Annotated in this window: 15 protein-coding genes and 2 pseudogenes; 2 read left to right on the top strand and 15 right to left on the bottom strand. The window is 40.5% G+C overall.

Annotated elements, in window-relative coordinates; genetic code table 11:
- The first annotated feature begins 140 nt into the window (after positions 1–140).
- Together QMZ64_RS00085 and QMZ64_RS00080 are read left to right on the top strand one after the other, a co-directional pair.
- On the top strand, positions 141–491 hold the full coding sequence (locus tag QMZ64_RS00085; protein ID WP_011198121.1) for a hypothetical protein: 351 nt from the start codon (positions 141–143) through the stop codon (positions 489–491).
- Positions 488–967, top strand: a complete 480-nt coding sequence (locus tag QMZ64_RS00080; protein WP_023855204.1) for an endolytic transglycosylase MltG — start codon at positions 488–490, stop codon at positions 965–967. The genes QMZ64_RS00085 and QMZ64_RS00080 overlap by 4 nt, the downstream gene beginning before the upstream one ends.
- Before the next feature lie 56 nt (positions 968–1,023).
- On the opposite strand, the pseudogene QMZ64_RS00075 reads toward QMZ64_RS00080, so the two are convergent.
- The 15 genes and pseudogenes from QMZ64_RS00075 to QMZ64_RS00005 all read right to left on the bottom strand — a co-directional run.
- A pseudogene (locus QMZ64_RS00075) lies at positions 1,024–1,250 on the bottom strand (IS3 family transposase); the annotation flags it as partial.
- Between the two features lie 535 nt (positions 1,251–1,785).
- Entirely contained in the window at positions 1,786–2,082 is a 297-nt protein-coding gene (locus tag QMZ64_RS00070; RefSeq protein ID WP_243943119.1) for a methyltransferase, read from the bottom strand.
- The gene (locus QMZ64_RS00065) at positions 2,072–2,626 is read right to left on the bottom strand and encodes a stage II sporulation protein M (RefSeq protein ID WP_301441059.1); all 555 of its coding nucleotides are present in this window, start codon (positions 2,624–2,626) and stop codon (positions 2,072–2,074) included. The genes QMZ64_RS00070 and QMZ64_RS00065 overlap by 11 nt, the downstream gene beginning before the upstream one ends.
- Entirely contained in the window at positions 2,623–3,330 is a 708-nt protein-coding gene (locus QMZ64_RS00060) for an ABC transporter ATP-binding protein (RefSeq protein WP_243943117.1), read from the bottom strand. The genes QMZ64_RS00065 and QMZ64_RS00060 overlap by 4 nt, the downstream gene beginning before the upstream one ends.
- Entirely contained in the window at positions 3,327–5,021 is a 1,695-nt protein-coding gene (locus QMZ64_RS00055; RefSeq protein WP_265626314.1) for a hypothetical protein, read from the bottom strand. Before QMZ64_RS00055 ends, QMZ64_RS00060 begins: the two co-directional genes overlap by 4 nt.
- 72 nt (positions 5,022–5,093) lie before the next feature.
- Positions 5,094–5,438 carry a circular bacteriocin, circularin A/uberolysin family gene (locus QMZ64_RS00050; RefSeq protein ID WP_265626313.1) on the bottom strand — a complete coding sequence of 115 codons (345 nt, stop codon included), beginning with the start codon at positions 5,436–5,438 and terminating at the stop codon, positions 5,094–5,096.
- Positions 5,439–5,462: 24 nt separating this feature from the next.
- Positions 5,463–6,116 (bottom strand): YIP1 family protein, encoded by a 654-nt coding sequence (locus QMZ64_RS00045; RefSeq protein ID WP_301441058.1) that lies wholly within the window; start codon positions 6,114–6,116, stop codon positions 5,463–5,465.
- A gap of 192 nt (positions 6,117–6,308) precedes the next feature.
- A pseudogene (locus tag QMZ64_RS00040) lies at positions 6,309–6,581 on the bottom strand (hypothetical protein); the annotation flags it as partial.
- Positions 6,582–6,721: 140 nt separating this feature from the next.
- Complete coding sequence (gene pstB, locus QMZ64_RS00035; protein ID WP_265626312.1) at positions 6,722–7,501, bottom strand: phosphate ABC transporter ATP-binding protein PstB; 780 nt, start codon at positions 7,499–7,501, stop codon at positions 6,722–6,724.
- 12 nt (positions 7,502–7,513) lie between these two features.
- Entirely contained in the window at positions 7,514–8,326 is an 813-nt protein-coding gene (gene pstB, locus QMZ64_RS00030; protein WP_243943432.1) for a phosphate ABC transporter ATP-binding protein PstB, read from the bottom strand.
- Between the two features lie 34 nt (positions 8,327–8,360).
- Entirely contained in the window at positions 8,361–9,248 is an 888-nt protein-coding gene (pstA, locus tag QMZ64_RS00025) for a phosphate ABC transporter permease PstA (protein ID WP_152846954.1), read from the bottom strand.
- Positions 9,248–10,177, bottom strand: coding sequence for a phosphate ABC transporter permease subunit PstC (gene pstC, locus QMZ64_RS00020; protein ID WP_265626311.1), 930 nt, complete (start codon positions 10,175–10,177; stop codon positions 9,248–9,250). Before pstC ends, pstA begins: the two co-directional genes overlap by 1 nt.
- Before the next feature lie 74 nt (positions 10,178–10,251).
- Complete coding sequence (locus tag QMZ64_RS00015) at positions 10,252–11,169, bottom strand: phosphate ABC transporter substrate-binding protein (RefSeq protein WP_301441057.1); 918 nt, start codon at positions 11,167–11,169, stop codon at positions 10,252–10,254.
- A gap of 191 nt (positions 11,170–11,360) precedes the next feature.
- Entirely contained in the window at positions 11,361–13,484 is a 2,124-nt protein-coding gene (locus QMZ64_RS00010; protein WP_243943112.1) for a peptidoglycan D,D-transpeptidase FtsI family protein, read from the bottom strand.
- 101 nt (positions 13,485–13,585) lie between these two features.
- Positions 13,586–14,872 carry an MFS transporter gene (locus QMZ64_RS00005; RefSeq protein WP_301441056.1) on the bottom strand — a complete coding sequence of 429 codons (1,287 nt, stop codon included), beginning with the start codon at positions 14,870–14,872 and terminating at the stop codon, positions 13,586–13,588.
- Between the last annotated feature and the right edge of the window lie 249 nt (positions 14,873–15,121).

Raw genomic sequence — 15,121 nt, 5'->3', positions numbered from 1 at the left:
TCCTATTGGAAATGGCCCCGCAGGCGCAACGAAAATAAAATTCTTCGACAAAATTTTTATTTTTTGCATTAACTCCTTTTGAAGCAAGCGTTTTTATGGTATAAAAAAGAAGGAGAAAATTAGAATTGAAGGTGATGAACGTGGAAATTGCTATCATTGCGCTGCTCGTTGTCAGTATTGCGCTGATTGCATTCTCATATTTTCAAAGAGAACCGATCAAGGAAGTTGAACAGGAGTTGGAAACCCTTCAGCTGTCCGCCATGCAGGAAATCTATAAATTGAAAAAGAAGATGACCGTGCTTGAGGAAGAGCTCCTCGATTCAAATGTGGTCGTCCGCAGACCAAATGCCGGAATCAGCCAGCATATTGCGAAGCAGATTCTTTCAAAATACCAAAACGGCATGTCTGTAGACGCCATCGCAAAAGCTGAGCACGTATCTGTCGAAGATGTCAAAGCGATCATTAAAGACAATGAGAGGGTGCTTGTATGACCAGACAAAGTGTACAAGCATTTGCCGGAGGAATGATTTTGGCTACCGCCGTTCTTGCAGGCGCATTTTATTTGACGGATAACGGAAAAGCTGAAGCTTCTAAAGACGCTCAAAACATCAGCGAAACCGATGTCAAAACCTATTTAAAGGACAATCAGCAGGTTTCGCTGAAACGCGAAGAATACCAGCAGTTGCTCCATTATAAAGAGACCGCTCTGAAGCAGGATGCTTCGTCTCAAAACAAAAAAGAGAAAGAAGCAGAAAAAAAAGATTCCAAGTATAAGCTTGAAATCAAAAGCGGCATGAGCACGGCTGAGATAGCAGACCTCCTTGCAAAAGGAAAAGTGATTTCATCTGCTGATGACTTCAAAGATTATGTGAAAAAGACCGGAAACGAATCTAAAATCCGCGCAGGTAAATACGAACTGAAGCGCGGTGACAGCTTGAAAAACATCGTCAAAACGCTGTCCAAATAAAAAAGCAGGCTGGAACGGGACTGACCCCCGTTTTGAGACAGGATTCAAAAACACCTTTAAACAACCAATTCCCGATAGTTAACCGGTGATTGGTTGTTTAGTTTTGTTTGAATACGAATATTGTTAAAATATTGAATGTATTCTTTAACAGTGCGTTCTACGATGGCAGTCGTAGTTCGATCAATGCTGTTAAGATAGAACGTTCCAGACTTTAGTGAGGCATGAAACGATCCGATGGAGGCATTATATTAATAGCTTTCTGATACTCGTAAGATGTATACACTTAACCTTGGTCGTACAGTAAGCAAGGACTTATATGTAATTTTTACAAGCGGAAGCAGTGCGGGTACAGTTAATAAAAAGGTTGTGGATCCTGCACCGTCTAAGTGTGAGATCATCCCAATTGCAGCTGTCTCCATGGAAAGTGACAACATTCCCCTTTGTCAGCTGTTTATTGCTTTGATTGGTTCAAAGAATCCTGTGTCATGTAAAATGCAAAAAATAAAGTGGCGAAGATAAACATGGTCGCCACTGGCAGTACTTTGATAATCCCTTCTTCAAAGAAGGTTTAAATATCATTGATGCCAAATCCAGCAATAAGCACCCCTATCAGTGGCACCATGGTCGGACTTGCTTTCCCAACATCAGCAAACGTTAACATAAGCCCTCCCCCCTACATTAAACCGTTTACATACCTATACAATAATAAAAAAGATGGAGAACCCATTCGTAGTACGAGGTGGAACTTGTCGAAAAGTTAATTTAAACGATATCAAAAAACATCCATTAAGGATGTTTTTTGATTGAGAATTAAGCACTTAATTTAACCAAAAGAAAGTAACTGTAATTAAAAGTATTAAATATATGGCCGAAAAAATTCTATAAATACCTTTTTTGGTTTGGAAAGGTGGGGATATAAAAGTTACTAAAATGGTCGGGCCAAACAAAGCAATCAAAAAGTACCTGTAATCAAAAAAGAAAGTACAGATTGCTAGCAGTATTGAAAAATAAAATACTATTATAAATGAAGTATTAACTTTACTTTTCGTTTCTTTTTGTTCTTCTTCTGTGTGATCATCCAGTAATTTATCTATCTGCTTTTTATTAAAGAACATAAGAGCCTCCTAATGTTAATTTGTTAAGTAAATAAGGCGTTATTAATGCTTCTGTAACAGCAGCAAGTAATGTCAATAAAAATAGTATAATAACAAAGTACAAAAAATCTAGTAAAAACTGTTTTTTTTGAAAATTAATGCCCCTTATCTTCATATATACGTAATCTAACAATTTGAAACCAAGTGCTCCCGATAAAATCATTGCGGGAATCTCAAAAATACCGTGAGGAACCAAAGCAGTTAATATAAATAAGACATCATTTCCATGGTCGGTGATACTATGTAAAGAAGATAGACCGACTAAGAAGCCATTCAATATTAATAAGATAGATGTCAAAATTCCAAATGTAAACATTGAAAAAATGAGAAATAAATTTGCTGCAAAATTATGTGTAAAATAACCCAATACTGTGATATGTTGAACATTATCTTGACTAAAACTAGGTAGAATATTGTTAAAAATCCCACCAAGAACTAAACCCACTATGTAAAAGGAGCTTGCTATATAGAGTATACGCTTATTTCTTTTTAATAATTCCTTCATTTTAGTATCGTATCCATATCCCTTATAATCAAATCTTCAAAATCCTTTATGTCTGTAAGGTGATTATATTCTTTAACTAAAGTACCATTAATCAGTATTCCAACCTTATCACATAGTTGTTGTGCTATGTTTACAAGGTGTGTAGACATGATGACAGTGTTTCCCTGTTCAGCATAACGTTTGAGAAAACTTTTCATCATCTTTGTAGTTGGAGGATCAAATGCACCTAATGGTTCATCTAATATTAATATTTCTGGTTCATGAAGTATGGCTCCTGCAACAGATAACTTATGTTTCATACCAAAAGAAAATGTAGATATCATGTCATTTTCATTATCTTTCAAGTTAAATTGACTTAACAAAAGATCTATTCTATCATTTTTAATCTCATAAGGGACATCTTGTAAATCAGCAACAAACTCAAGGTACTCTCTAGGTGTTAAATAATGATAGATAAAAGGCGCGTCTGGAACGTATCCTATATATTTAAGGTAAGAGGATCTTTCAGATTCCAAGGTTTCTCCTTTGACAGTGATTTTACCTTCGTAAGGTTTCACTATACCAAGGATACATTTTAAAAGAGTTGATTTACCAGCTCCATTTGGTCCAAGCAAGCCGTACACTTTGCCTTTCTCTATCTTTAAATTAATAGATTTAAGGATCAGTTTATCTTTATATTTGAAAGACACATTTTCAATGTTCATGTTTTCATCTCCCAATTTTTCGTTCCTATTCTTTTAATCCAAAAATAATAAAAGAATCCAATACCTATAACAAATAAAATAGTGCCTGTCACAATGATTAAAAAGAATATTCCCCTATTAATAATATCAAATGTAACGAGAACGCCTGTGATACCATACAACTGAAGATAAAATGCCAGTAACACTCCAAGAATAGTATGTTCAAAAAATGATGCTTTAACAGATGAACCAATATCTTCGAAATTCTCCCAATCTAAACGAGGATAGAGAAATGTTCCAATAATTTGTCCAGAACCTATGATAAGACTGATGGAGTTAATCATGATGAACAATATAAATTGCGTCATAATATCTAAGTTGAATAACAATAAGATAAATAGAAATAACGTATTCATTAAAATAAGAATCACAGATAAGTGCAATAAAGATTTTCCTGCGATCAATTTAAAAATAGAAGCACCCGAACTCTTATAAACATAAAGGTTCTCACGCTCTGCATCTGCTGAAGTTACGCCAAGTAATCCCTCTCCTAATAAAGATGTATTATAAGTCACAGCAAATAAAATTGGGTAGATAACAAAGATATCTGAGAAATCAAACCACATTTGATTTAAACTAAGACCTATCAATACACCTAGTTCTATTGCAATCATATTAATGGAAAGTACCAGTCGTTTTTTTATTGTAAAATTAGCTCTTAATAATGCAGTAAGGTCTTTCTTTAGAATAGCAATATTTTGCCGTGGTAAGGCCTTTTGTAAGAAACTTAAAAAAGGCAACTTAATCGGTTTTAATTTTGGCAAAAGATTATTAGGTACTGCTTCTTTTATAATCAATACTTTCAAAATTAAATGAAAGGTAATAAAGACGCAAAGACAACCTAAAGCAATATAACCTATAGAATATATAAAAAATAAATGTATATCACTTGTTGAAAGCAAAAACCAATTTGTAGGTAGCCAATTGGTGGTTAATATCGTATCTAATTTGAATAGATGTATGAAATTTCCAATAGCTTCAAGGAGATCATTTTGATAAAAATAATTAAGTCCAATCCAGCCAAGAAAAGTAGTTGAAATGGCAGATATACAGGCAATTCCTATAAGGGATAACAAGCTTTTTAATCGTGAATTTAAAATGTTATGTAGAAATTTAGAATAAACGATGTATGTAAGCGAAGAATAAAGACTTGTCAGTCCAACAATAAATATTAGCAGTGATGGAAATGATAACAAAAGATATATACGGTCATGTGTAGAAAAATTTATAAAAAAGAGTATAGGGAATAACACTACTGTTAATTTAAACAGGATGTTTAGAAAAATTGTTGTAAAGAACCTTGATAATAAAATTTTTTTTGGATCCGTTTTTAAAGTATGGAGAAGAAGAAAATCTTCAGGATATACATATCGATGTATGATATCAGTCGATGATTTTAATATATTCAAAACAAAAAAGAGAATGATAAAGTTAGTACCTAGAGTTAGAATATGCTCTGGAACTCCAGTTAAAAGAGTCTGTGAGGCTTTATATAGAATAAATAGATACACTAATAAAAAGGGCGCAAAGACAAATAGAATTTTATTTGATTTAAGTAAATTTTCGCTTGATGGAAAAAAATAAATCAAGCGATTTAAAGTTCGTCTATAGGTTAGTTTAAAGTTTGCAATGAGAACCCTTTTGTTGAGCATGTGTATATTCCTCCTAGAACGAAAATAAGGAGGAGTATAATTATACTCCTCAATCTCTTCCTTTTGGTCATTTTACCATTCAGCAGCATATTTCTTGCCGTATTTTTTAGCCAGCTTTTTCGCTGTAGCAACCATTGCAGCTGTAATTAGACCCGTTCCGCCCAAAACAACAGCCAATAGGCTGAGAATTGTCAATACATCGCCTGTTGTCATAATAACACCGATTGCTACATAGGCTGTTTTTTTACTAATTCCTAGGTTTGTTGCAAGGTCTAAAGCGAACTGATGACCTGAACTAAAGTCAATAGAAGCTAAATCTGCAATACCTTCTGAAGAGCCCATAAGGAAAGTAGCAATGGCAAAGAGAGAAACTACACCTGTAATACTTGCAATTTTAAAAAGATTGCTGTTTTTCATCTTGAAATTTCACCTCCTTTCAGTTTATAAAAATAAACTGGTTGAAAAAAGAGAAATAATACCTAAAGACATTGTAATGCTAATGATTATGATTGTTTTTTTATAAGAAATTTGATGTATTGCTTTTAAGGCAATACACCCTAGAATGGTAGACCACCAAAAGAAAGGGTCGATAATAATATTCAAGATAATATCTAGCGGCTGTTGAGAATTTGGGTAAATAACTGAAAAGGCGAAATCTCTACCTAAAAAGAAAGAAAAAATAATGAGTATTGTAAATTTGATGCCTATGGGTATGATTGAATAAATAAAACTAGGGAAAAATTCTTTGGCTGTAGCGGTTCCGCCAATTAATATCCCAATAATATGTATAATAAAAAAGCTTACAAGAACCATCGAGGTAAATTGAATAATACCTAATACTAATGTAATTATCATAATGAGTGTATTCATATCAGTTGTATAATCAATTCCATTGTCTTGAAATGAATTATTAATCAAGGTAGAGAGCGTTGGGAAGATAGCTAAATAAAAGCCTAAGAACAGAAACAATACAGCTAGGAAGACAAACCAAGAATGACGATAATTCTTATCGCTAGAATACTTGATAGAAAGAAAGTCCTTTGGAGAAAATATGAAATGATGTATGAGAGTAATAAAGTTTTGTTTGTTATCCATAAATGCTCCTTATATAAACAAAAGTATTTTTTGTTAATTCTATTAAATAACGTACCACCTTTTACAATGTTTGGTCAATATGGAATTTTATTTATTGAGGTAAATTTAAGGTTAAATTGTTTCGTAAAAATCGAAAAGAATGCCTCTGGGACTATCCCCTTTTTTTAAAACTTCATTTTGTTGTTTCAGCTAACGACTTTCTGCCTGCAGTCTCTCTAATTCAGAAGAATACTCGGCATCCTTTCCATCAGTATATTGTTTTCCAACAGGCTGTTCGAATCGGTGTTTATCCGCAGCCTTATACCACCTGAACCATGTCTGAACCCGCGCCTTATTCTTGATATTCGATTTCTGCACGATCATTTAGGTACGCCTATCAATCTCATTTCTACAGCCTTCCGTTTGACTTCAACCGGAACTCACTCTTGTCCCATAGAAAAAACACCTCCATGTCTTATTTCGGATAACAGCTATCCGTTCAAACTTGAAGGTGTTTTTTATTTGTCCCATCTTATGGGATCAGTCCTCTTCGTTCCAGCCTGCTTTTTTATTGCCTCCGCCACCGGTGCAAAAAAGACTGCCGCTTTAAAACGGCAGCCTCTTTCTCATCCGAACCGGCCTGTAATATAATCTTTTGTCCGATAATCGTCAGGACTTGAAAACATTTTGACCGTATCGTTGCACTCAATCAGCTCGCCCATGAGGAAAAATGCCGTTTGATCGGAAATTCTCGATGCCTGCTGCATATTGTGCGTGACGATTGCAATCGTATATTTCTCTTTCAGTTTGAGCATCAGTTCTTCGATTTTCAAAGTCGAAACGGGATCAAGCGCGGATGTCGGTTCATCCATCAAGAGAACGTCCGGATTGGTGGCCAGCGCCCTTGCGATGCAGAGGCGCTGCTGCTGCCCCCCGGAAAGTCCGAGCGCCTGGGAATGAAGGCGGTCTTTCACTTCATCCCACAGCGCCACATCTATAAGCGCTTTTTCCACCCTTTCATTCAATTCTTTTTTGTTTTTCAGTCCATGGATCCTTGGTCCGTATGCGACATTATCAAAAATCGACTGGGGAAACGGATTTCCTTTTTGAAACACCATACCAACTTTCTTCCGCAGCTCAACAAGGTCGACTTTGCTGTTGAGTACGTTCGTTCCGTTGTAGCTGATCTCTCCGGTCATTTTGACATTCGGAACCATATTGATCATGAGATTCAGCGTTTTAATGAAGGTCGACTTTCCGCAGCCCGACGGACCGATGATGGCGGTAATTTCGTACTCGGGTATTGTCAAGTTAATGTTCTTTAATGCGTGATGTTCGCCGTACCATAAATTCAAATCGTTGATCTGGTACACATCTTTTGGCTTTACAGCTGTTACAGCGCTCATACCGGCCCCTCCTTATCCAAACCTGCCGTTGATGTAATCCTCTGTCTTTTTTTCTGAAGGATTCATAAAAATCTTTTCCGTACGATCGTATTCGATTAAATCTCCGTTAAGGAAAAATGCCGTTTGATCGGAAATTCTTGAAGCTTGCTGCATGTTATGGGTGACAATGATGATCGAGTATTCCTCTTTTAAACCGACGATTAATTCCTCTATTTTCGCGTTTGAAATCGGATCGAGCGCTGAAGCGGGCTCATCCAAGAGCAGGACTTCAGGCTTCATCGCGAGCGTCCGGGCGATGCAGAGGCGCTGCTGCTGCCCGCCTGACAGCGAAAAAGCCGACTCATGCAGCCTGTCTTTCACTTCATCCCACAGTGCGGCTTTCCTCAAGCTTTCTTCCACGATCTCATCAAGCACGGATTTACGCCGTTCGCCCGCATACTTTAAAGCGTGGGTAATGTTGCTGTAAATCGATTTTGGAAAGGGGTTCGGCTTCTGAAATACCATTCCGATTTCCCTTCTCAGATTGACGACATTGATATTGGAATCAAGGATGTTAAGCCCTTCATATCGTATTTCTCCGGATGTTCTGGCTGATGGAATCAGATCGTTCATCCGGTTGATGCTTCTTAAAAAAGTCGATTTTCCGCAGCCTGACGGACCGATCAAAGCGGTAACGGCATGTTTGTCAACATGCATGGAAATGTCGTTGACGGCCCGCTTTTCTCCATAGTAAATATTTAAATTTTTCACTTCTAAAATATGTTCTTTCGTTTCAGGAAACGGAGCGATTCCGATAGTGTCGCGCACGGTTTCCAAAACCGGCATCTGGACCTGAGCCATATGATTTCATCCTTCCTTCTTATTTGTTTGCCGTTAACTTTTTATGAATAAAAGAGCCGAGCCATCGGGCCGCCAAATTAAAGATCAAGACGGACAGTACGAGAACAGCGGATGCACCGTTTGCGATCGCTTCAGCATCAGGGATGATCCCCTGCGTGTTTACATTCCAAATATGAACGGCCAGCGTTTCAGCCGGTCTGAAAATATTGAGCGGCGATGTCTCAGAAAACGGATTCCAATCGGCGAAATTCAGTCTCGGCGTGGTTAGTCCGGCTGTAAACAGCAAAGCGGCAGCTTCGCCAAATACGCGCCCCGACGCAAGAATCGCGCCTGTGATGATGGACGGCACCGCACCAGGGATCAATACCGTTTTAATCGTATGCCATTTGGACACACCTAAAGCAAGGGAAGCTTCTTTTTGTTCCTTAGGTACAGAGCGGATCGCATCCTCTGTCACCCTGACCATGACGGGAAGGTTGAAAATCGTCAAAGCAAGCGCTCCGCCGATAATGCTGTACCCCCATCCGGTCAGGTTAACAAACATCAGCATGCCGAACATCCCCATAACGATCGAAGGAAGGGATGACAAAACTTCAATACAGACACGGATAAAATCGGTCAATTTGTTGGCGGGCGCATATTCCGCCATATAAATTCCTCCGCCGACTCCAAGGGGAACCGTGATCAGCATCGTCAGCGCGAGAATATAAAACGAGTTGAACAGCTGATCGCGGATTCCGCCGCCGCTTGAAAGCGCACTGGAACGCGAAGTTAAAAAGCTGAGGCTGATATGTGAAACACCATTGATGATGATATAAGCGAACAAACCGACAAGAATGGCGGCGATTACCGCAGCAATCAATCCAAAAACACCGGTTGCTAAACGATCTGTTACTTTGCTGTTCATTACAGTTTCCTCCTGGATGACAGATAACGGATGAGCAGGATGAACAAGAACGACATGATCAGAAGGACAAGCCCCATTGACCAAAGCGTATTGTTTTCCACGCTCCCGTATGTTGTATGGCCCATATTCAACGTTATGATCGTTGTTAATGTCCCCGCAGGGTCAAAAAGGCTCTCAAACAGGTTTCGGGAATTTCCGATGACCATCTGCACGGCCAGCGCTTCGCCGAACGCCCTCGTCATTCCTAAGACGACGGCTGTCAGAAGCGAAGGCAGCGCTGCCGGTATCAGCACTTTGCGGATCGTCTGCCAGCGGGTTGCGCCTAATGCGTATGATCCTTCGCGCAGATTTTTCGGCAGCGACATGAGCGCATCCGTTGAAATAGAAGTGACCGTCGGCAAAATCATGACAGCCAGGACGATCGTTCCCGCCAGAAGGCTGTGGCCCGACCCGCTTGACTTAAACTGTGAAATGAACGGCACTAACACTGTAAGGCCTATGAATCCATAAACGACGGAAGGAATACCAACAAGCAATTCGACAACCGGCTGCAGTACTTTTCTGCCCCATGATGGCGCGATTTCCGTCATAAAAATCGCACCTCCTATTCCAAGCGGTGCAGCAATCAAAGATGCAAGAAGGGTCACTGCAAAAGATCCGAGTATAAACGGAAGGGCTCCGTATTCAGGGTTTTCGTTCGTTGGATTCCAATCTAGACTGGTTAAGAACTCAATTGGACTTACACCATTGGCCAGAAAAGATTGCAACCCCTTATTTCCGAGAAAAATTGTGATCGAAATCGCCGCCGCCATCATGATAAACGCGCACGACGCAACCAAAATCCTCCCGCGGATTTCATCCATTTTGCGATTATGCTTGGAGCTGATCAGCCGCTCTTTCGCGGACAGTTTCTCTATTTTTTGAACCATTTTTTACACTCCTATAAGAACAAGTCATAAGAGGGAAAGTGTCAGGAGCACACTTTCCCGCCTTCTATTGTCAATTATTTATCAGTTTGCTTTCCATTCGCATCGCGCTTTACTTCCATGTCTGTTACTGGAATGTAGCCCTGCTCCGTCACGATGGATTTTTGAATGTCATCGTTCATCAAATAGTCGAGGAATTCTTTCGCCAAGCCTTCAGGCTCGCCTTTCGTATAAGAATGCTGGTATGCCCAGATCGGGAATTTGCCTTTTTGTACATTTTCGGCTGTCGGCTTAACGCCGTCGATTGAAAGCGGAGTGACAGTGTCATCCTTGATATAAGAAAACGCAAGATATCCGATTGCCCCAGGCGTTTCAGCGATTAACTTTTTCACTGTGTTTGATGAATCTTCCGTAATTCCTTCAGCCGGAGTTTCTCCGTCAAGTGCATATTTGACAAAAGTCGCGCGGGTTCCTGAAGAATCAGGACGGTTGACAAGCGTGATCTTTTGATCTTTCCCGCCTAGTTCCTTCCAGTTTTTGATTTTACCTGTGAATACCTTTTTGAGATCCTCTAACGAAATGTCATCGATGCCTACTTCTGGGTTGATGGCTGCTGCCATTCCGACAACCGCAACTTGATGATCGGTAAGCTCTTTGGCAGGAATGCCTTCTTTTTCTTCGGCAAAGACATCGGAGTTTCCGATTTGAACTGTGCCTTCAGACACTTGCGAAAGGCCTGTGCCAGAACCTCCAGCCTGAACTTGAATATCGGCATCAGGATTTTCATCCATGAATTTTTCAGCCGCTGCTAAGACAAGGGGCTGCATCGCCGAAGAACCCGAAATCGTTAAAGAACCTGAAGCCTTATTCTCTGTTTTATCGCTTTGTTTGCCTTCGTCTGCATTGTTGTTTGTACTGCTGCTTCCGCAAGCTGCTGCGAAGACAACTAAAACGGACATGATGAACATCAGTGTGATTTTTTTAAATGGTTTCACTTCTTAATCCTCCCGCGTAAATGTGTAATTTGTCCTACGGGTATAGCGTAACTTTTCAGTATTAATCTTGTTTAAATGAATTATTAAGGTTTTGTAAAATAAGCTTGAACTTTTTATAGATGCACACGAAAGGAACGGGCGCACAAAAAAACACCTGCATGGTTCAATGCAGGTGTTTTAATGAAAAAGTCCTATTCTGTAGCTTCTTTTTCGATTTTGTCTTTATTTTTTTCGGCGGTATTTTCTTTTGATTGTTTTGATTTCAGTTCAAAATACTTATCAAGCACTTTTCGGCCGATTTCGTTTGTAATTGAATATCTTTGACCATAGTCGTTATAAACCCAAGGAACGACGACGGAAATTGCGACTTCCGGATTATCGTAAGGAGCGTAGGCGACAAGCGTTGTATTGTATGTCGGTGTTCCCGTTTTCGATTTGTCCGGTCCGTCATAGAAAGACTGGGCCGTTCCTGTTTTTCCGGCTGGTTTATATGAAGCAGAAGCAAACTGTCCCGCTGCCGTACCTTTTGTCATGACACGCCTGAATCCGTTTTGGACTTCTTTAATATATTGATCGCTCATGTCTAATTTGTTCAATACTTCAGGCTGCACGGACTGTGTAACGGCCCCGATTCCTTTTTTCGAATCAGGCTCTCTGATCTCTTTCACGAGCTGCGGCTTCATGCGGTACCCGCCATTGGCAATCGTTGACACGTACTGTGCCAGCTGCAGCGGTGTGTATGTGTCATACTGTCCGATGGAATAGTCAAGCAAGAAACCAGGCAGTCTTTGAGATCCTTTGTAGCCTGAAGCTTCATTTGGCAGATCGATTCCGGTTTTGACGCCGAGGCCGAACTGGCTGAAATAATACCTGAATGTGTCAAATGCTTTTGTTTGAAGGTTGAGAGGCTGATGCGCCTTATAATGGCCTTTACCAAGGGCGATCGCCGTTTTAAACATGAACACGTTTGAAGATTGTTCAAGCGCTCCCTGGATACCCAGTGTTCCCAAGCCTACTCTCCATGACTTTTTCGCATTCGGCGAGTCACCGATCCAAAGCGGTTCATCAAGAAAAGTCGTATTTAAATTAATGGCTCCTGTCTGCAGACCTGTTAAAACAGTGGCCCCTTTGACAGCCGAGCCCATCGCGTAAGAAGACGTCATCGTGCCGAGCGCATAGTCGTCAACCTTTAATTTGCCGCTTTCGTTTTTAAGCTGCTTGCCGGCAATCGACAACACTTCCCCGTTTCGCGGATCCATCATGACGACGAATGCGCGGTCGAGAAGCGGAGCGCTATGCTGGGCTTTGGCAGATTTCAGTTCATCCTCGATAATTTTTTCAATCGCTTTTTGCATATCAACATCAATCGTCAAGACTAAATCTTTTCCGCTTTTCCCCTCGGAAATGACTTCCTTATCAACGATATCCCCTGATTTGTTGGTAATATTTTTTACTTTCTCTTTCTGTCCCTGAAGCACATTTTCATATTCGGCTTCTAGGTAGCTTTTTCCGACCCGGTCATTCCGGTTGTAGCCGAGCGACAAATAATGATCGAGCAGACTTTTCGGAAGCCCTTCATTTGAATCGGATATACTGCCGATCATCGTTCTGAGCAAACCGTTATAAGGATAATCCCGCTTCCAATCTGACGTCACGTCGACTCCAGGAAGCTCGTCCAGGTGTTCGCTGACAACCGCCATTTCTTTTGCCGATACGTCTTTGTTTTTAATATACTGCGGAGTCAGCGCGTACCCTGAATCCATCTGGCGCTTGATTGCCAAGACTTTCAAATCTTGATCTGTCAGTTCATTCAGTTTATCTTCCGTGATCCTGTCAAGCTGCAGCTGGTATAAATCGTCTTCTTTCAGCTTGCCGTCCTTAACTTTTTTCCGGTCCTGATCGGTGATGAGCTTCTCGGCTTTTTTCGGCCGCGTTAAAATCCAGTAGTCCTTTTTATCGCGCTCCGTTATTTTATCTGTATCGATTTCGATCATTTCTGCAAGTTTTTTTGCTATTTTGAGCCTGTCTTCCTGAGAGGTCGATGATGTCCTTGTGTATGTAATGGCATTCATCGGTTTATTTTTCACGATCGTGTTCAAGTTCCGATCATATATTTTCCCCCGCGGAACGCTTGTCGAGACATCGACTTCTTCCTGCTTCTGCACTTCGTTCGTATAGTCTTCGCCAAAGACGATCTGCACCATGCCGAGGCGCACGACGACGATTGTGAAAATAATAAAAGCGAGCAGGAATAATATGTTCAATCTGATGGGGAGCGATTTGCGTTTTTCGGTTTTCATTTTTTTGTTCATCATTAGCATCACCTTTTTGAAATAAAGAAAAGACACCTTATGAAAAGGTGCCAAATCTATTGTAAAGTTTTTTTCGGCATTTTTCTACTATTTTCCCTTGGGGCTTACCTTTTTCCTTCTAAATAATTCGGTTCAGCTGTTTGTTTATGCGCATCTTTTCCGACCGTTTCGCGGACGGGCTCTGTCAGACGGATATCTTTGACGAAATAGTAGATCAGCGTGTGGCCTGCCCCCAGTAAAACGAGGGAAACCGGAATGCCCAAGTCTTCCTTCAGGAGCGACACGAGCAGCAAAAAAACCAAGATCGAGACAATCCGTCCGATGTTTAAAAAAACTTCTCTGACGACAATGTATTCGATCCGCGCTTTCCTGGCATACCTTGCTTTCCCGATCACATCATATGTGAGCGATGAATACGGTACGAGCAATATCGGATAGCCGATCGCAATCGCAACAGCATACAGCAGCAACGTCACATACGTCATATGAAACAAAATCAGAAAGAGAGCGCCGAACAGGACGAGACCGCCCATTAAAATCGCCTTTTTGCGCGCTCCCTTTTTAATAAGCCGCGTTGCGAAATAGTATGCAAAAAAAGAAACAGCTGAATTAATCAAGCCGAACTTCCCCAATGCCAACTCGCTTTTTGTCGTGATAAAGACAAAGACATTGATTAAAAAAACGAAAATCCCTTCTCTCAGCCCCTGAAAAAAATGAGCATTTGTAATGCTGCGCCAATTCGGGTCTGAATTTCGTTCCGTCCAGATTTTTTTCAAAATGTAGCGGCCGCGCGATTCACGCCTCTTTAAAAAAAAGCTCGTGATGACGGCCACTGAAAATAAAGCCAAGGACAGGCTGAAAATCACCGTGTACCCCGTGTTGTCAGCAAGCCTTGAAATGACATAGCCGGCAACAATCGGACCGATCATTCCCGCGCCGGAATTTAAAATGCCGAGAAATCCGTTAAAAAAATCTCTCGTGTCCGGCTCAGTGATTTCAAATGTCAGGACATTAAACGCAAGCCAATAAAATCCATAGCCAATTCCGAGCACACTGCCGAGCAGCACAAGCCGTGATCCCGCATTCTCCCCCGCCAACAGCACGGTTAAATAAAATACAGCTAAAAACGAAACGCCAAACCTGAGGATAAACACCCTGTCGATTTTTTTGGCAAGGCGGCCGGCAAACATAAAGATGATCGGCTGCATCACGACGATCGACAAATTGTAAATGGCCAAATCGACGAACTGTCCGGACTGCTTCCACAGATATACATTCACAAACGTATTGGAAAGGGCAATGCTAAGAGAATAAAGGCCGCCGACTGCAAGCAGCAGCAGGAGGTCCCTGTTTACTTCAACATCGCCTATTATGTTTTTGATTCTGCTCATAACTGACTCCCCTTTACTAATCACCATTAGTCTGTCTCATCAAAAGTCAGTTATGTACTTCAGAGCAAAAGAAACGAAAAACAACCAGACCTGCTTTTTTGCCGATCCTTCAGCAGACGCTTCGCTTCGCGAACAACACATAAAAAGGCCCGCTATTAAGCGGGCCTCCAGCTTGTCGACAAAGCCATAAAAAGTGGCTTGATCGACAAGCTTTTTTTGTTAAAATGTGAGTGAAATCTAGTTTTTGGA

Source organism: Bacillus sp. LB7, from assembly GCF_030449715.1.
In the GTDB taxonomy this organism is placed as follows: domain Bacteria; phylum Bacillota; class Bacilli; order Bacillales; family Bacillaceae; genus Bacillus; species Bacillus paralicheniformis.
This window is presented reverse-complemented; position numbering and strand designations above follow the sequence as displayed.